This window comes from Pseudomonas sp. SA233 (genome assembly GCF_054792385.1).
Genome location: NZ_CP096449.1, coordinates 3,234,343 through 3,251,940, shown reverse-complemented (window position 1 = coordinate 3,251,940; position 17,598 = coordinate 3,234,343). Strand labels below are relative to the sequence as shown.

At 63.7% G+C, this 17,598-nt stretch carries 16 protein-coding genes; 3 read left to right on the top strand and 13 right to left on the bottom strand.

The window, feature by feature from the left end; all coding sequences use genetic code 11:
* Positions 1-75: 75 nt before the first annotated feature.
* A complete protein-coding gene (locus M1D87_RS15075) occupies positions 76-918 on the bottom strand; it encodes a TIGR03915 family putative DNA repair protein (protein ID WP_013972895.1) in 843 nt (280 codons plus the stop codon).
* Positions 909-2,129 (bottom strand): putative DNA modification/repair radical SAM protein, encoded by a 1,221-nt coding sequence (locus tag M1D87_RS15070; protein WP_013972894.1) that lies wholly within the window; start codon positions 2,127-2,129, stop codon positions 909-911. The genes M1D87_RS15075 and M1D87_RS15070 overlap by 10 nt, the downstream gene beginning before the upstream one ends.
* Positions 2,130-2,273: 144 nt before the next feature.
* On the opposite strand from M1D87_RS15070, the gene mqo reads away from it, so the two are divergent.
* The gene (mqo, locus tag M1D87_RS15065) at positions 2,274-3,851 is read left to right on the top strand and encodes a malate dehydrogenase (quinone) (protein ID WP_123085037.1); all 1,578 of its coding nucleotides are present in this window, start codon (positions 2,274-2,276) and stop codon (positions 3,849-3,851) included.
* On the opposite strand, the gene M1D87_RS15060 is transcribed toward mqo, so the two are convergent.
* From M1D87_RS15060 to M1D87_RS15050, 3 genes are read right to left on the bottom strand one after another with little or no spacing between them, the layout of a single operon-like run.
* A complete protein-coding gene (locus M1D87_RS15060; RefSeq protein ID WP_003258571.1) occupies positions 3,841-3,951 on the bottom strand; it encodes an NAD-dependent epimerase/dehydratase family protein in 111 nt (36 codons plus the stop codon). The two genes, mqo and M1D87_RS15060, sit on opposite strands and share 11 nt — an antisense overlap.
* The gene (locus M1D87_RS15055) at positions 3,939-5,276 is read right to left on the bottom strand and encodes a UDP-glucose dehydrogenase family protein (protein ID WP_003258572.1); all 1,338 of its coding nucleotides are present in this window, start codon (positions 5,274-5,276) and stop codon (positions 3,939-3,941) included. Before M1D87_RS15055 ends, M1D87_RS15060 begins: the two co-directional genes overlap by 13 nt.
* Before the next feature lie 48 nt (positions 5,277-5,324).
* Complete coding sequence (locus tag M1D87_RS15050) at positions 5,325-6,260, bottom strand: LysR family transcriptional regulator (RefSeq protein WP_123085061.1); 936 nt, start codon at positions 6,258-6,260, stop codon at positions 5,325-5,327.
* A gap of 119 nt (positions 6,261-6,379) precedes the next feature.
* Here M1D87_RS15050 and M1D87_RS15045 point away from each other — a divergent pair, with 119 nt between their 5' ends.
* On the top strand, positions 6,380-7,243 hold the full coding sequence (locus tag M1D87_RS15045) for a type 1 glutamine amidotransferase domain-containing protein (RefSeq protein ID WP_013972890.1): 864 nt from the start codon (positions 6,380-6,382) through the stop codon (positions 7,241-7,243).
* Between the two features lie 62 nt (positions 7,244-7,305).
* On the opposite strand, the gene M1D87_RS15040 is transcribed toward M1D87_RS15045, so the two are convergent.
* The 7 genes from M1D87_RS15040 to M1D87_RS15010 form a co-directional block, all read right to left on the bottom strand.
* The gene (locus M1D87_RS15040; RefSeq protein ID WP_003248123.1) at positions 7,306-8,550 is read right to left on the bottom strand and encodes a saccharopine dehydrogenase family protein; all 1,245 of its coding nucleotides are present in this window, start codon (positions 8,548-8,550) and stop codon (positions 7,306-7,308) included.
* Between the two features lie 31 nt (positions 8,551-8,581).
* On the bottom strand, positions 8,582-9,679 hold the full coding sequence (gene nspC / locus M1D87_RS15035) for a carboxynorspermidine decarboxylase (protein WP_123085038.1): 1,098 nt from the start codon (positions 9,677-9,679) through the stop codon (positions 8,582-8,584).
* Between the two features lie 336 nt (positions 9,680-10,015).
* On the bottom strand, positions 10,016-10,933 hold the full coding sequence (locus M1D87_RS15030; RefSeq protein WP_232880532.1) for a pyridoxal-phosphate dependent enzyme: 918 nt from the start codon (positions 10,931-10,933) through the stop codon (positions 10,016-10,018).
* Positions 10,930-11,604, bottom strand: coding sequence for a helix-turn-helix transcriptional regulator (locus M1D87_RS15025; protein WP_123085040.1), 675 nt, complete (start codon positions 11,602-11,604; stop codon positions 10,930-10,932). The genes M1D87_RS15030 and M1D87_RS15025 overlap by 4 nt, the downstream gene beginning before the upstream one ends.
* 385 nt (positions 11,605-11,989) lie before the next feature.
* Entirely contained in the window at positions 11,990-13,693 is a 1,704-nt protein-coding gene (locus tag M1D87_RS15020; protein WP_061304581.1) for an amidase, read from the bottom strand.
* Positions 13,694-13,889: 196 nt separating this feature from the next.
* Positions 13,890-15,890 carry a peptidase U32 family protein gene (locus M1D87_RS15015; protein ID WP_123085041.1) on the bottom strand — a complete coding sequence of 667 codons (2,001 nt, stop codon included), beginning with the start codon at positions 15,888-15,890 and terminating at the stop codon, positions 13,890-13,892.
* Between the two features lie 216 nt (positions 15,891-16,106).
* Positions 16,107-16,487: a RidA family protein gene (locus M1D87_RS15010; RefSeq protein WP_015270613.1), complete on the bottom strand. Its 381-nt coding sequence runs from the start codon at positions 16,485-16,487 to the stop codon at positions 16,107-16,109.
* Between the two features lie 136 nt (positions 16,488-16,623).
* Here M1D87_RS15010 and M1D87_RS15005 point away from each other — a divergent pair, with 136 nt between their 5' ends.
* Complete coding sequence (locus M1D87_RS15005) at positions 16,624-17,316, top strand: tRNA (adenine(22)-N(1))-methyltransferase (protein WP_123085042.1); 693 nt, start codon at positions 16,624-16,626, stop codon at positions 17,314-17,316.
* A 1-nt stretch (position 17,317) separates the two neighbouring features.
* On the opposite strand, the gene M1D87_RS15000 is transcribed toward M1D87_RS15005, so the two are convergent.
* A complete protein-coding gene (locus tag M1D87_RS15000) occupies positions 17,318-17,581 on the bottom strand; it encodes a DUF2790 domain-containing protein (protein WP_015270611.1) in 264 nt (87 codons plus the stop codon).
* Between the last annotated feature and the right edge of the window lie 17 nt (positions 17,582-17,598).

Below are 17,598 nucleotides of genomic sequence, written 5' to 3'. Positions count from 1 at the left end.
AGAACTGTGCAATACCTGTGTGGGCGGGCATGCCCGCGAAGAAACTCCCACTGATCAAGGTTTGCGAATACGCAACTACCGTATGGGCTTGCTGATTTGTTTGCCGGCCTGAGAGGCGACCTCCAGTGCTTGGCCGTCCCGTTGCTTGCCTTGCCGAGCCAGGCCTTCGAGCTGCGGAATCAGCATGCCCTCCGGCAAATGACGCCAGAACCGCCCGGGCATGTGCAAGCGCAAGGCGTCGGGGTTGAGGCGGGCGGGATTGAAGGTATGACGATAGTAGGTGCGCCATAATTCGGCACCAGGGTCTTCGGCGTTGCGGGCCCATTGGCGCCAGGGTTCGGGGCACTGTCGCTGGTAGTCGAATGCCTGGCCATCGAAGCGTATGCCGTCGTGGGCCGTGGCAATCATCCAGCGCAAACGCCCCAGGCGGTCGGCGAAATGCCCACTGGCGCTTTCCAGAATGTCATGCGCCGGCTCGTGATAGGCCACCAGGTCGAGTTGCAGCTGTTCAGCCAATACTTCGGGTAGTGGCACGAAGCGTACAAACGCATGCAGGTGGTGTGCTTCGCGATTGACCTGCTTGATCCGTCTATGCAGCTCACTGCCCAATCGGTCACCCGGCAGCATTGCAGTGCGGTCGCCATGGGCCACCCGCCAAAGTACCTCGTAAAGCAGGTTCCAGCGGTGCTCGCCACGGTAGCGGGCCGCCTGTTCCAGCTGGCCGAGCAGCGCCGCAGGCACTTTGGCGCGAAAGGGACCGGAGCCTTCCGGCAGCGCTGTCGGTACGGCCAGCAAATCAGCCACCGGCCCTTGCGCCCAGGTGACCTCCGACGGGTCGATGCCATGCCCCAACAACACCCGGGCCTGGTCACGCCAGGTGGCGAACAGGCCGTCGCAATCGAGCGCGATCATCCCCACAAGCCCATCTGCACCGGCGCCTGCGGCTCACGCAAGCGCGCCCTCAGCAGGCCGCTGCGCAGTTCGGCCTGGGGCGGGCGGTAGTCGCTGGTGACAATGAATGGCCGCGCCTTGTCCAGCACGCAGCGCAACTGGATCAGGTCATCGTAGCGAATGCGCCGTTCGCGTCGCAGGGCTACCAGGCGCTGCACGCTGCGCAGGCCGATGCCGGGGATACGCGCCAGTAGCGCCGGCTCGGCACGGTTCACATCCAGCGGGAACACGTCGCGGTTGGCCAGCGCCCAGGCCAGCTTGGGGTCGATGTCCAGTGCCAGATTGCCGCTCTGGCCCAGCAGCTCGCCGGCCTTGTAGCCATAGCCACGCAACAGGAAGTCAGCCTGGTACAGACGGTGCTCGCGCAGCAGCGGTGGTGCGGCCAGGGGGACGCTGCCGGGGCTGTCAGGGATGGGGCTGAAGGCGGAGTAGTACACACGCTTGAGGCCGTAGCCTTGGTACAGCGATTCGGCATTGCGCAGCAGTGTGCTGTCGTCGGTGCTGTCGGCCCCGACGATCACCTGGGTGCTTTGCCCGGCCGGGGTAAAGCGCGGCGCCTTGGGTTCGTGGGCCACAGCTTGCTGGCCCTGGTGGATCACGCCCATGGCCTGGCGAATGGTGTGCGCCTGTTTTTCCGGTGCCAGGCGTTTCAGGCTGGCGTCGGTCGGCAGCTCGATGTTGACGCTGAGCCGGTCTGCCAGGCGCCCGGCCTCCTCGATCAGCAACGGGTCGGCATCGGGGATGGTCTTGAGGTGGATGTAGCCGCGGAAGTCGTGCTCTTCGCGCAACAGCCGCGCCACGCGGACCAGCTGCTCCATGGTGTAGTCCGCCGAACGGATGATGCCGGAGCTGAGGAACAGGCCGCTTATGCAGTTGCGCCGGTAGAAGTCCAGGGTCAGCCGGACCACTTCCTCGGGGCTGAAGCGTGCGCGTGGCACGTTGCTGGATCGGCGGTTGACGCAGTACTGGCAGTCGTAGAGGCAAAAGTTGGTCAGCAGCACCTTGAGCAGCGATACGCAGCGCCCATCAGGGGTGTAGCTGTGACAGATGCCCATGCCATTGGTAGCACCCAGCCCATCAGCCCCGCGCGAGTTGCGTTTGGGCGCGCCGCTGCTGGCGCAGGATGCGTCGTACTTGGCAGCATCGGCAAGGATGCCGAGTTTGGCGATGAGTTGCATGGGCCTGACCTGTGATACTGAATATTCATACAGTATTTTGAGACGTGACGGATTGCAAGTGATTGTGCACCAGCCACGCCCGACCAAATCCGTCATCTAAGCTTGTGGCTGACTTAGGGATAGCAACGAGGCAAGGGGGCGGTTATGAGAATCACCATCAAGCCGGTACTGGCGCTGACCGGGCTGGCCTTGGCATTCGGCATGCTCGATGCCCAGGCCGCGGAAACCAGAAGAGTCGATGTCATGCTGGTGGGCGGCGGCATCATGAGTTCAACCCTGGCCGTCTGGCTCAATGAGCTGGAGCCGGGTTGGTCGATGGAAATGGTCGAGCGCCTGGACAAGGTCGCCGAAGAAAGCTCCAACGGCTGGAACAACGCTGGTACCGGCCACTCGGCCCTGGCCGAACTGAACTACACCCCGGAGAAGGACGGCAAGGTCGATATCAGCAAGGCGGTGGAGATCAACGAGTCGTTCCAGGTCACCCGTCAGTTCCTTGCCTGGCAGGTCAAGCAGGGCGTGCTGAAGAACCCGCATTCCTTCATCAACACTACTCCGCACATGAGCTTCGTCTGGGGCGACGACAACATTCGCTTCCTGAAGAAGCGCTACGAGGCGCTGCAGGTCAGCCCGTTGTTCAAGCCCATGCAGTACTCCGAGGACCACGAGCAGATCCGCAAGTGGGTACCGTTGATGATGGAGGGCCGCGACCCCAACCAGAAACTGGCCGTGACCTGGACGCCGATCGGCACCGACGTCAACTTTGGCGAGATCACCCGGCAATACGTGGGCTATCTGCAGACCCGGCCGAACTTCGACCTCAAGCTGTCGACCGAAGTGCAGGCGATCACCCGCAACGACGACGGCTCCTGGCATGTCGAATACAAGAACCTCAAGGACGGCAGCAACGCGGCCACCGACGCCAGGTTCCTGTTCATCGGCGCAGGTGGTGCAGCGCTGCCACTGCTGCAGAAGTCGGGTATCGAGGAGGCCAAGGACTATGCCGGTTTCCCGGTCGGTGGTTCGTTCCTGGTCACCGACAACCCGGCCATCGCCCAGCGTCACATGGCCAAGGCCTACGGTATCGCCGCCACCGGCGCACCACCGATGTCGGTGCCGCACCTGGACACCCGTGTGCTCGATGGCAAGCGCATGATCCTGTTCGGGCCGTTCGCCACCTTCTCGACCAAGTTCCTCAAGCAGGGCTCGCTGCTTGACCTGTTCGCCAGCGCCAGTGTGCACAATGCCTGGCCGATGGTAAGAGTCGGGGTGCGCGAGTTCGACCTGGTGCAGTACTTGATCGGCCAGGTACTGCAATCTGACGATGACCGTTTCGAAGCGTTGCGCACCTACTTCCCCGAGGCGAAGAAGGAGGACTGGCGGCTGTGGCAGGCGGGCCAGCGGGTGCAGATCATCAAGAAGGACGAAGCATTGGGTGGTGTGCTCAAGCTCGGCACTGAAGTGGTGACGTCCAAGGATGGCAGCATTGCAGGATTGCTGGGTGCCTCGCCTGGCGCCTCGACCGCGCCGCCGATCATGCTCGATGTGCTGAGCAAGGTGTTCAAGGACAAGATGGCATCGCCGCAGTGGCAGGCGAAGATCAGGCAGATCATCCCGTCCTACGGCATCCGCCTTAACGACCACCCGGACCAGGTGCAGAAGGAGTGGGCATACACCAACGAGGTGTTGCAACTGAATCCTCCCGAGGGCGCCGTTACGCCGTAGCAAAGTACCATGCGGCGACCACCTCGATGCCTGCTTCGCGCAGGCGCCGTGCAATGTGGTCGCCGGTGAAGCCGGCCACGCCGGTAATCAGTACGGGCATGCTGGCTGCACCTGGCCGCGGCCGATGCCGTAGTAAGTCAGGCCGGCGGCGGCCATTTGCTCGGGTTCGAACAGGTTGCGCCCGTCGAACACCACCCGGTCGGCCAGTTGTTGCGGCACCTTGTCCAGGTTGAGGACGCGGTATTCCTGCCATTCGGTGACGATCACCAGGGCATCGGCGCCGCGCAGCGCGTCGTCCTTGCACGGTACCAGTTGCAGGTCGGCGCGGGCGCCATAGTGCCGCTGGATTTCCTCCATGGCCTGCGGGTCATGGGCCTGCACCCGCGCGCCGGCGGCCCACAGCGCTTCCAGCAGGACTCGGCTGGAGGCCTCGCGAATGTCGTTGGTATTGGGCTTGAACGACAACCCCCACACGGCGAAGACCTTGCCTCGCAGGCCGCGTGGGTAGTGGCGTTGGATCTTGCCGAACAGCCGGTTCTTTTGCTGCTCGTTGACCGATTCCACCGCACGCAGCAACTGTGGTTCGAAGCCCTCGGCCTCGGCGCTGCGGCGCAGGGCTTGCAGGTCCTTGGGGAAGCATGAGCCGCCAAAGCCGCAGCCGGCATAGATGAAGTCGTAGCCGATGCGCGGGTCCGAGCCGATGCCGCGGCGCACCAGTTCGATGTCGGCGCCCAGATGCTCGGCCAGGTTGGCGATTTCGTTGATGAACGAGATCTTGGTCGCCAGCATGCAGTTGGCCGCGTACTTGGTCAGCTCGGCGCTGCGCGCGTCCATCACCATCAGTTTTTCGCGGTTGCGGCTGAACGGCAGGTACAGCTCGCGCAGCAGCTCTACTTCGGCGGGCTCCGCGCCACCGATGATGATGCGCTCCGGGCGCATGCAGTCATCGACCGCCGAGCCTTCCTTGAGGAACTCGGGGTTGCTGACGACGCGCAAGCGGCTGGTATCGGCCACGGCCTGGGCGATGCGCGCCTTGATGCGGTGCACCGTACCAACCGGCGCGGTGGATTTGTTGACGATCAGCTTGGGGCCATCGGCATGTTCGAGGATGCTGTCGACCACGGCGAACACGTGCTTCAGGTCGGCGCTGCCATCGGCCTGAGGCGGGGTGCCGACGGCAATGAACTGCACCTTTGCGTAGTTGGCCGCTTCGCTGGCGTCGGTGGTGAAGCGAAGGCGTCCGCAGGCCAGGTTCTTCTCCAGCATCGGCGCAAGGCCGGGCTCGAAGATCGGGCAATGGCCTGCATTGAGGCTGGCGACCCGCTCGGCGTCGACATCCATGCACAACACCGAATGGCCCACCTGTGCCAGGCACACTGCCTGGGTGAGGCCGACATAGCCGGTACCGAAAACCGTGACCTTCATCTGACAGCTCCTTGGCGAGAAAGCTGAAAAAAAATGTCACATCGTTGTTTAGAAATTGTTACTCGCGCAGTCGGCTGCCTCTTGGGCGACGTTCCACAGCTGTTGGCGAAACCAGCGGCGCAAGGGGTCGGCGTGGGTGCGTTCGTGCCAGATCTGCATCACCTCGATCGCTGGCAATGTCAGCGGCAGCGGGTACATGAGCAGGTCGTCGTCACGTTCGACGGCTTCGGTGGCCAGCGAGCGCAGGCAGGTGAGCAGCAGATCGGTGCCGCGCAGCAGGCGCATGGGGGCCAGGAAACTCGACAGGCCAGCCACGACCCGCCGTTGCATGCCCAGGCTGCGCAAGGCGCGGTCGACCAGGCCATCGAGGTCGCCGGTGAGGGTGGTAAGCAGGTGGTCGCTGGCAAGGAAGGTATCGAGGTCCAGGCCGTTTTCCAGGCCTGGATGGCTGCGCGAGGCCAGCACTACCAAGTGTTCACTGAGCAGGCGCTGTTGGTGGAAGGTTTCCGGCAGGTCGGTGTAGAACCCGGCAACGGCCAGGTCACAGGTGCCTTTCTCCAGTTCTTCGCGAGGCAGCAGACCGCGGGTGTTGCAGGTGACCAGCGTCAGGTTCGGTGCCTGGCTACGCAGGATCGGCAGCAGTCTGGGCAACAGGGTCTGCTCCACATAATCGGTGCTGTACAGGTGCAGTCGGGCAGGGCGGGCGAGGAAGTCCTGCCCTTCGCAGCGCTCATAAAAACCTTCCAGGCCCACTACCAGGCGTTCTACCTCAGGCGCCAGTTCGTGGGCGCGTGGTGTCGGGGTCAGGCCCCTGGGCGCGCGCACGAACAGCGGGTCGCCAAACTGATGGCGCAGCTTGTTGAGCTTGTGGCTTAGGGCCGGCTGGCTCAGCGCCATGCGCTGGGCGGCGAGGGTGGCGTTGCGTTCCTGGTACAGCACATGGAACAGGTACAGCAGGTTGAAGTCCTTGCTGGAGATATTCATTTTCTGGATCACAGGCATGAGAGCTTTCGAATTATCGAATCATAGCCTCGCCGTTAGCATGAACGCATCCCCGCCAACATGAGCGGACAGCTCTATTTGCCTGATCAGGAGATTGTTGCATGACCAAGATGTCCCGGCTTGCCCTGGCTGTTGCCAGCACCCTGCTTGCCACCGGCGCCCACGCTGCGCCCAAGGGAGAGGTGCTGGTGCTGTTGTCCAGCGAGCACCAGCTGCCCCTGCAGGACGGCAAGCGCTACGCCACCGGCTACTACCTGAACGAATTCGGCGTGCCTGCCGACCAGTTGCTCAAGGCTGGCTACAAGCTGGTGCTGGTTACCCCCAAGGGTAATGCCCCGAGTGTCGACCAGCGTTCGATCGACCCGAGCTACTTTGCCGGCGATGCGGTGGAGATGCGCCGGATCGAGAAGGTCGTGCAAGGCCTGCCGGGCATTGACGATACCCTGTCGGTGAAAGAAGTACTGGCAGGTGACTTGGGCCGCTATGCCGGGCTGTTCATCCCCGGCGGCCATGCGCCGTTGATCGACCTGGCCAACAACCCGGACGTGGGCGCCTTGCTGCGGCATTTCCATCAAGCCGGCAAGCCTACAGCCGCGATCTGCCACGGCCCCATCGCCTTGCTCTCGGCCCAGCAGGACCCGGCCAGCTACCAGTCGGCGCTGGCGCGTGGTGAAAAGCCGGCAGCCACCGACTGGTTGTACAAGGGTTACAAGATGACCATTTTCTCCGACCCGGAGGAGCAGGTATTCGAAGGTTCGCTCAAGGACCAGCGGCTGCTGTTCTACCCGGCCAACGCCATGGCGATGGCAGGGGGCGACATGGGCTACGCCAAGGCCTGGCAACCCAATGTGGTGGTGGACCGCGAACTCATCACCGGGCAGAACCCGTTCTCGGACAAGGCGCTGGCCAAGGTATTGCTGGAAAAGCTGGCTGAGCAGGCAAAGCCCTCTGGCCAGGGCATCTAGGCTTACACGTGGCCTGCAAAAGCAGAGGGGGCGCCTTGATGGCGCCCCCTCTGCTTTGCTGCTTAGGCTTCAGCGTCCCAAGGACGATCGCCTTTTTCATCCTTGACGCGGGTCGGCAGGCCCATGACGTCCAGTGCCTTGAGGAACGGCTCGGCTGGCAGCTCCTCGACGTTGACCATGCGCTTGGCATCCCACTCGCCACGGGCGACCAGCAGGGCGGCAGCCACTGGCGGTACACCGGCGGTGTAGGAAATACCCTGGCTGTCGGTCTCGGCGTAGGCTTCTTCGTGGTCGGCCACGTTGTAGATGAACACTTCGCGCGGCTGGCCATCCTTGGTGCCCTTGACCAGGTCACCGATGCAGGTCTTGCCGGTGTAGCCCGGGGCCAGCGAGGCTGGGTCCGGCAGCACGGCCTTGACCACTTTCAGCGGTACCACTTCCAGGCCTTCGGCGGTTTTCACCGGTTGCTCGGAGAGCAGGCCCAGGTTCTTCAGCACGGTGAACACGTTGATGTAGTGCTCGCCGAAGCTCATCCAGAAACGCACGTTCGGCACGTTGAGGTTCTTCGAAATCGAGTGAACCTCATCGTGGCCGGTCAGGTACAGGTTCTGCGAACCCACCACCGGCAGGTCGTCCGTACGCTTGACCTCGAACATGGTGTTGCTGGTCCACTGGCTGTTCTGCCAGCTCCACACTTGCCCGGTGAACTCACGGAAGTTGATTTCCGGGTCGAAGTTGGTGGCGAAGTACTTGCCATGCGAACCGGCATTGACGTCGAGGATGTCGATCGAGTCAATGCTGTCGAAATACTGTTGCTGCGCCAGCTTGGCGTAGCTGTTCACCACACCCGGGTCGAAACCGACGCCGAGAATGGCGGTAATGTTCTTTGCCTGGCACTCTTCGAGGTGTTTCCACTCGTAGTTGCCGTACCACGGCGGGGTCTCGCAGATCTTGCCCGGCTCTTCGTGGATGGCGGTGTCCAGGTAGGCGACACCGGTATCGATGCAGGCACGCAGCACCGACATGTTGAGGAAGGCGGAACCAACGTTGATCACGATCTGCGATTCGGTCTCGCGAATCAGCGCCTTGGTAGCCTCGACATCGAGGGCATTGAGCGAGAAGGCCTGGATGTCGGCGGGTACCTTGAGGCTACCCTTGGCCTTGACGCTGTCGATGATGGCCTGGCATTTGGAGATGTTCCGTGACGCGATAGCGATACGACCCAGTTCGTCGTTATGCTGCGCGCACTTGTGGGCCACCACCTTGGCGACACCTCCTGCACCAATGATAAGAACGTTCTTCTTCAATTTATCCCTTGCTCCTTACTGAAAGCCGGTCTTACGACAGGCTGGAAACGTAGTCTTCGAAACCGAACTCGCGCACCACTTCGACGCTGCCGTCGAGTTGCTTGACCACGATGGATGGCATTTTCAGACCGTTGAACCAGTTTTTCTTGACCATGGTGTAACCCGCCGCGTCGACGAACGACAGGCGATCACCGATGGCCAGCGGACGATCGAATTGGTATTCGCCGAAGATGTCACCGGCCAGGCACGACTTGCCGCAGACCATGTAGGTGTGTGCGCCGTCGTTGGGGGCCATCTTGGCGTTGAGGCGGTAGATCAGCAGGTCGAGCATGTGCGCTTCGATCGAGCTGTCGACCACGGCCAGGTGCTTGCCGTTGTACAGGGTGTCGAGCACGGTCACTTCCAGCGAGGCGCTGTTGGTGATGGCCGCTTCGCCCGGCTCCAGGTACACCTGCACGCCGTACTTTTCCGAGAAGGCTTTAAGGCGCGCGCAGAAGGCTTCCAGCGCGTAGTCTTCACCGGTGAAATGGATGCCGCCACCGAGGCTGACCCACTCGACCTTGTGCAGCAGGTGGCCGAAGCGCTCTTCGATGTGCGTGAGCATCTTGTCGAACAGGCCGAAGTCGCCGTTCTCGCAGTTGTTGTGGAACATGAAGCCGGAGATCTGCTCGATCACCTGTTCGACCTTGGCCGGGTCCCATTCGCCCAGGCGGCTGAACGGGCGGGCAGGGTCTGCCAGCAGGTAGTCGGAGCTGCTGACCTGCGGGTTGACGCGCAGGCCACGGACCTTGCCTTCGGACTGTTCGGCGAAGCGCTGCAGCTGGCCGATCGAGTTGAAGATGATCTTGTCGCAGTTCTCGAGCATTTCCTCGACCTCGTCGTCGGCCCAGGCCACGCTGTAGGCGTGGGTTTCGCCGGCGAACTTCTGGCGGCCGAGCTTGAGCTCGTACAGCGACGAAGAGGTGGTGCCGTCCATGTACTGTTGCATCAGGTCGAAGACTGACCAGGTGGCAAAGCACTTGAGGGCGAGCAGTGCCTTGGCGCCGGAGTGTTCGCGCACGTAGGCGATCTTCTCCATGTTGCCCAGCAGCTTGGTTTTATCGATGAGGTAGTACGGCGTCTTGATCATTTAAAGGCCCCCGGCCAGGCCGGCCAAAAAAAGGACACGCATTGTGCCTTCACTTGCCGCAGACCGAAAGGGTGGGTTACGCATTTCGTCGTGGTCGACGCCGTTGCGACGGGAATTTTCCGGTTGCGGTGGGCTTAGTAGAACAGCGGCATGTGACTATCGTAATCAGCAACCGGGTGCCGCAAGGAGAATCCGATGAGTGTTGTATTGGATGGCACCGGCTCCGCCGGTGTTCGCGGGTGAACCCGCTCCCACAGGGAATGCGCTTGCTTCAGACCTTGCGCAGTCCAATCTGTGGGAGCGGGTTTACCCGCGAAGAGGCCGGTACAGGGAACCTCAATCAACCTGCTGCAACCACGCCTGGATCTGCTCCAGCGTGGCGGTAGCCCCGCCACAAACCACCACCAGCACATTCTGGTACTGCGCCAGGGCGCCCGGTGCATAGGCCAACGCCAAGGCTGCTCCACAAGCTGGCTCCACCAGCACGCGATGGTCCAGCAGGAACCGCCCGCACGCCTCCAGCGCAGCGCGGTCACTGACCAGGTGGCTGTGCACCGGATGCTGCTGCACGCACACCAGCGCCTGGTCAGCCACACGCTTGGCCCCCAGCGACGTCGCCACCGAGGCAATACGTTCCAGCTCCACCGAATGCCCCGCCCGCATGGCTGCATGCAGCGATGCCGCGCCTTCGGTTTCCACCGCCAGAACTGGTACATCGCCCCAGCCGTTGCGCTGTAGCCCCTCGACCACGCCACTGAGCAAACCGCCACCGCCCACCGACAACACCACGGCGTCCGGCCTCACGCCGGCCTCGGCGACTTCATCCACCAGGCTGGCATGCCCGGCCCACAGCAGCGGGTCATCGAATGGGTGGATGAAGGCGTCATCCGGGCCGACCAAGGTCTGCGCCAGGGCGTTGGCCTCCTGCCAGGAGCTGCCATGCACCACCACCTTGGCGCCCTCCAGGCGCAGCAGGTCCTTGGCCCGCTCGGTGGTGGTCTCGGGTACCACCACAGTCACTGGCACGCCCAGCTTGCGCCCGGCATAAGCTACAGCCAGGCCGGCGTTGCCGCCCGAGGAAGACACGAAATGCCGAGCGCCACGGGCATGGTGCACCTCGCAGGCATGGCCCACGCCGCGCAGCTTGAACGAGCCGCAGGGCTGCAGGGCTTCGAGCTTGAGCCAGACGTTGCTGCCCGCGGCCAGCGACAGCGGGCGGGACTCGATCAGGGGGGTATGGATATGCAAGGTCATTGGCTAGCTCCGCGCAGTTGCTCGAGGTAGTTGTAAACGGTGTAGCGGGTCACACCCAGGGCGCTGGCAGCCTTTTCCACGCCGCCCTTGACGATGAACAGGCCGCGCTCCTGCATCACTCTTACGGCTTCTACCTTGGCCTGCTTGTTCATTCGCCCCTGGCCGCTGCGCTGCAGGGATGCCTGGATTATCTCGCTCATCAGCAGTTCCATGTCGGCGGGTTCACTGACGGCAGGTGCGGCCGCTGTTGGTTGGAACTGCCGGAGAAAATTCATGGCTGCATCCAGGCCGGTGACGTCGGTGTTGACGCAGAGGCTGGCGAAGGGGTGGCCGCTGCTGTCACGGAAGATGGCCGTGGCGCTGCGCAGTGTGCGGCCCTTCAGCGTGGTGGGGTAGTCGGGCAGCACCACCGGCTCGCAGCCGTGCTGATCGGCCGAGGCCTGCATCAGTGCCTTGAAACCCTGGTCCTGTTCCGGGGCGGCGAGGATCGGGCTACCGACGCTGCGCCCGGAAAGATGGCCGTTGACGATCGCCACCACGGAGTGTTCCGGGTGGTCGAGGTCGTGCAGGAGGATTTCCATGTTGCGCGCGGCAACGCTGCCCAGGGCCTGGATGGCGGCCTTGAGGACGGTGAGGGTGAACTGGCGTTCTTCGCTTGGGGTGATAGGCATGGCAGATCGCAAAGTCAACGTTTTGTGTATTTTTACACATAAAGTTGAATTGGGCGATTTGCTTTTCCAGGCCCATTCGCGGGTAAACCCGCTCCCACAGGGACCCCACGTATTCAATACCTGTGGGGTCCCTGTGGGAGATTACCCAGCCCTTTTGGGCTGCGCTGTCGCGCAGAGAACAAATATCGCTCGTCTGAGGCGGCCTTTGTAGGAGCAGCCTTGTGCTGCGAAGAGGGCGGTACAAGCAACAGACAGGCTTTGTCAGTACCGGCCTCTTCGCAGCACAAGGCTGCTCCTACAGAACCTCGCCGAACCAATGAGTCATGTGTTGTTCTATGAGAGCGGGTTTACCCGCGAATGGGCCGCAAAGCGGCCCTTTTAACCCTCAGCCCAGGGGCGGGGTACGCGGCGGGATCATTCGACGCGACCCGGTCGCCTCGAAGGCTGCACCAAAGCTCAGCAGCGCATTGTCGCTGTAAGCCCGGCCAGCAAAGGTCAGCCCCACCGGCATGCCGATATCGGCCATCACGCCCATAGGCACGGTCACGGTAGGCACGCCCAGGTGACGGATTGCCAGGTTGCCGTTGGCCACCCAGATACCGTTGCTCCAGGCGATGTCCGCCGATGCCGGGTTGACGTCGGCATCGGCCGGGCCCACGTCGGCCACGGTGGGGAACAGCACCGCGTCCAGGCCCAGCTTGTCCATCCAGTCTTCCAGGTCGATCTTGCGGGTCTGCTCCAGGCCGCGCAGGCCGTCGGGCAGGGTCTCGATCTGGTCCCAGGTCTTCAGGCCACGCTTGGCCATGTTGACGTACTCGTCCATGCCAGCGGCCAGGTCGTCCTCACGGTTGGGCAGGGTGCCCGGGTCGTGGGGGAAGATCTGCGGCCCGTCGACATCGGCCAGGCGGTTGAGCCTGGGGTCATCGTTGGCGCGCAGGAAGTCGTCGAAGGCCCAGCCCGACAGCTCCCACAGCTCGTCATGCAGGAATTCCTTGCTTACGATGCCGCGGTTGTACACGGTCGGTGCGCCAGGGCGGTCGCCTTCGCAGTTGGATACCAGCGGGAAGTCCACTTCCAGTACTTCGGCACCAGCCGCCTCCAGTGCCTGGCGGGCCTGCTGCCACAGGTCGATCACCGTGGCGCGGGTGTGGATGCGCTGGCCAGTCGGGCCGCCGATGCCTGGCTTTTCGGAGGTGCCGGCTTCGGCATCGGCATTGATGTACATGCGTGGCACGCCAAAGCGCTTGCCCTTGAGCGCGCTGGCATCCACGGCCAAGTCCAGGTACGAAGCCGGGCGCACCGTCGAAGCCGCCGGGATTGGCACCCAGGGTTGCAGGCGCCACAGGTCGCCGCGCTTGTCGGCGTCGTCGGCTACGACCACGTCGAGGATTTCCAGCAGGTCGGCCATGGTACGGGCATAGGGAACCACCACGTCCATGGTCGGTGTGAGCGGCCAGTTGCCACGCACCGAAATCACCCCACGCGACGGGGTATAGGCGCACAGGCCATTGTTGGATGCCGGGCCACGGCCGCTGGACCAGGTTTCTTCGGCCAGGCCGAAGGCACTGAAACTGGCGGCAGTGGCGGTGCCGGCACCGTTGGACGAGCCCGAGGCGAACGGTGCGGTCAGGTAGTTGGCGTTGTACGGGCTTTCGGCGCGGCCATACACGCCGCGCTGCATGCCGCCGTTGGCCATGGGCGGCATGTTGGTCTTGCCCAGGCACACGGCGCCGGCGGCGCGCAGGCGTTCGATGGTAAAGGCGTCGCGCTGGGCCACCAGGTCCTTGAAGGCAGGGCTGCCGGAGGCAGCGGTCAGGCCTTTGACCAGGTAGCTGTCCTTGGCGGTGTAGGGGATGCCGTCCAGCGGGCTCAGGACTTGGCCTTTGGCGCGACGGGCGTCGGAGGCTGCGGCCTCATTCAGCGCCTCGGGGTTGCGTACCACAACGGCGTTCAGGGCGGTGGCGGTGTCGGCGCCATCGTAGGCGTCGATGCGCGCCAGGTAGGCCTGGACCAGCTCGACCGCCGTCGTGCGGCCCGACTCGAGCGCATCGCGCAGCTCGGCAATGGAAACCTCGGTTACCTCGATCATGCGTTCACCAAAAAATGTGCAGGTGGGGGCTAATGCGAGGAGTGTACAAGAAGGGCTTGGCGGGCGCAGGTTTGCGCGGGGGCAAACGGTTTTTTGCAGGCGAGCATTGTCGGGTCTTCCCGAGTCGTCCCACCATCCCTTCGAGTATCACCATGCAGGCGGCTTCAGCCGCAAAAGGGCCCTTGCAGGCCACCGATCAATGCGGCCCGCGCGGAATGGTCTTCAGCAGGTCTTCCGGGCTGATGTGCCCAACCACCTGGGCCACCGCGCTGCCCGGGGTCGGCAGGTCGATGATGTGGCTTTTCATCTTGCCGATCACGTGCATTTCACAGGGCTTGCAGTCGAACTTCAGGGTCAGCACTTCATCACCCTGGATCAGCTGCATCGGCGCCACCTTGGTGCGCACGCCCGTCACGCCCTTGGCCTGCTTGGGGCACAGGTTGAAGGAGAAGCGCAGGCAGTGCTTGGTGATCATCACCGGCACTTCGCCGTGCTCTTCATGGGCCTCGTAGGCCGCGTCGATCAGCTGCACGCCGTGGCGGTGGTAGAAGTCGCGGGCCTTCTGGTTGTACACGTTGGCCAGGAACGACAGGTGCGAGTCCGGGTAAACCGGCGGTGGCGTGGTCTCGGCCTTGCGCCCGCCACGCGGGTGCGCCTGCACCCGTGCTGCAGTCAGCGCCTCGATGGCTTCGCGGCGCAGGGCCTTGAGCTGCGAGTTGGGAATGAAGTAAGCCTGTGGGGCGTCCAGCTCGATGCTGTCGGCGTGGTACATGGTGGTGCCCAGCTGGCCGAGCAGGTCGTGCAGCTGGTCCAGCGCCTGCTGCGGCTTGTTGGCCGGGCCGAACGGGCCTTCCAGTGCCACTTGCGTGCCCACGCCTTCCTCGCTGGTGACGGTCAGCACCAGGCGTTGCTCGCGCAGTACCGCGTGCCATTGCACGCCGACGCGGCGCTCGGCCGAGGTGCGCTGCAGGGCCTGCTGCCAGTTGTGGTCGAGGTTGCGCGACAGCGGGTGGTTGGGCCGCAGCTTGTGCAGGCCTTCAGGCATTTCGTTGGGCTCGACGCGGTAGCGGTAGCGCTTCTCGCCGTCTTCCTCGAATTCGCCACGCGGTTCGGCGATGTTGGCACGGAAGCCCACCACCTCACGCTTCACCAGCACATTGAGGCCGTCGCCGTTGGTCAGCGGCACCTCGGTGACCACCTGCATGTCACGCTTGCCGACCTTTTCCACCACGCCCACCGGCAGGCCGGTAAAGGTTGGCGAGTCGAAGGCGCCGATGTCGACCTTGCGGTCGGTGACGAAGTAGTCGGTGCTGCCGCGGTGGAAGGTCTTGTCCGGGTCGGGCACGAAGAAGTGCTGGGTGCGGCCGCTGGAGGCACGGGCCAGCTCCGGGCGGCCTTCGAGGATGGCGTCGAGTTCCTTGCGGTAGTGGGCGGTGATGTTCTTCACATAGGCCACGTCCTTGTAGCGGCCTTCGATCTTGAACGAGCGCACGCCGGCGTCGACCAGGTCAGCCAGGTTGGCGGTCTGGTTGTTGTCCTTCATCGACAGCAGGTGCTTCTCGAACGCGACCACGCGGCCCTGGTCATCCTTCAGGGTGTAGGGCAGGCGGCAGGCTTGCGAGCAGTCGCCACGGTTGGCGCTGCGGCCGGTCTGCGCATGGGAGATGTTGCACTGGCCGGAGAAGGCCACGCACAGCGCACCGTGGATGAAGAATTCGATGGCGGCGTCGGTTTCGGCGGCGATGGCGCGGATCTGCTGCAGGTTCAGCTCACGCGCCAGCACCAGCTGGGAGAAGCCGGCCTGGTCGAGGAACCTGGCCCGTTCCAGGGTGCGGATGTCGGTCTGGGTGCTGGCGTGCAGCTCGATCGGCGGGATGTCCAGCTCCATCACCCCCAGGTCCTGCACGATCAGTGCGTCGACACCAGCGTCGTACAGCTGGTGGATCAGCTTGCGCGCGGGCTCCAGCTCGTTGTCGTGGAGGATGGTGTTGATGGTGGTGAACACGCGTGCATGGTAGCGATGGGCGAACTCGACCAGTTCGGCGATATCGCTGACTTCGTTGCAGGCGTTATGGCGCGCGCCGAAGCTCGGGCCACCGATGTAGATGGCGTCTGCGCCGTGCAGGATCGCTTCGCGGGCGATGGCCACGTCACGGGCAGGGCTGAGCAGTTCCAGGTGATTCTTTGGAAGGGACATGTCGTTATAGGTTCGGGCTGTCACGGTTTAGGCGGGCATTGTAGCGGCGAAACGGGCTGGCGGCATCATCGGGGTGCTTGTAGGAGCGGCCTTGTGTCGCGAAGGGCCGCAACGCGGCCCCGGCAATATCTGCTGCGGAGCTGAGAACCTGGGGGCGCTGCGCACCCCAATCGCGACACAAGGCCGCTCCTACAAGGATCGTGCCTCAGGCAAAAGTCAGCGCTTGGCAGCCATTGCGGTCACTTCCACGCGCATGCCTTCGAACGCCAGTGCAGCCACACCCACGGCGGCGCGTACCGGCCAGGGCTTGCTGAAGAAGCGCTGGTACACCTCGTTGAATGCCGCGCGGTCGGCCATGTCGGTGAGGTAGATGGTCAGGTGCAGCACGCGGTCCATGCCGCTGCCGGCCTTCTCCAGCGCCACCTTCAGCGCCTGCAGGGTGCACTCGCTCTGCTCGACGATGCCGCCCAGCTCCAGGCTGCCATCAGCGTGGGTCGGGATCTGCGTGGTGACCAGCACGCCGTTGTATTCGGCGACGTCGGAAGAAATCGACTCGGCGTCCGGGTCCGGGGTGTAGATGATGTCTGCTTGTGCCATGGTGTGTTTTGCCTTGCTACGGAAGGAAAGCGGCAAGCCTACGCGAGCGCGCCGGCCTGGTCGAGGGCGCCCCGGTGTTTGAAATGCGTGGCGTTCGCCGTCAGAATCGCGGCCGATTGCAAAGCAGGGGTTTACGTTGAACGAACAGACATTGTCCAGGCGCCTGGAGCGCGTGGCTGCACAAGTACCGCAAGGCGCGCGCCTGGCCGACATCGGCTCGGACCATGGCTACCTGCCGGTAGCCTTGATGCTGCGCGGCATACTGGACGCGGCGGTAGCGGGCGAGGTGGCGCAGACGCCGTTCGCCTCGGCCCAGCGCAATGTGCGCAGGAACGGCCTGGAAGGACGGGTCAGCGTGCGCCTGGCCGATGGCCTGGCAGCGGTCGAGCCGGGAGATCGCATCTCGGTGATCAGCATCTGCGGCATGGGTGGCGACACCATGTGCGAGATCCTCGAGGCCGGCAAGCAGCGCCTGGCTGGCGTCACGCGCCTGGTGCTGCAGCCCAATGGCGCCGAGCGCGAACTGCGCCAGTGGCTGATGGGCAATGGTTACCGGATCGTCAGCGAAGAACTGCTGCGGGAGAACCGCTTCGACTACGAGATCATCGTCGCCGAGCCGGGCGGGGCGGCGTACACCGCTGAACAGCTGTACTTCGGCCCGGTGCTGGTGCAGGAGAAAAGCGAGGCGTTTCTGGTCAAGTGGCGGCGCATGCTGCGGCAGAAGCAGCAGACCCTGGCCAACTTCGAGCGGGCCCGCGGTGCGGTGCCTCAGGCGAAAATCGACGACTTCAGGCAACAGGTCGGCTGGATCACCGAGGTACTGGCCTGACTCACTGCTGCGAGCAGTTGCCCATTTCCCGGTAGTCGATTTCGCGCTTCTGGCCCTGGTGGTCGACATACACCATGTGCGCGGTACCAACCTGGCAGTCGGCGGCGTTGCTGGGCGGGGTGATGGAGATGACCTTGGCCACGTCCAGCGGCATGCCGTATTCGTAGTTGCTGCTGCTGACCGGCTGGTTGCTGCCGGTGTCGGCAAGGGCACCGAACGAGGCGAGGGCAGCGGTAACGGCAAGGACAGCGATCGAACGTTTCATGGCAGGCTCCTTTTTTC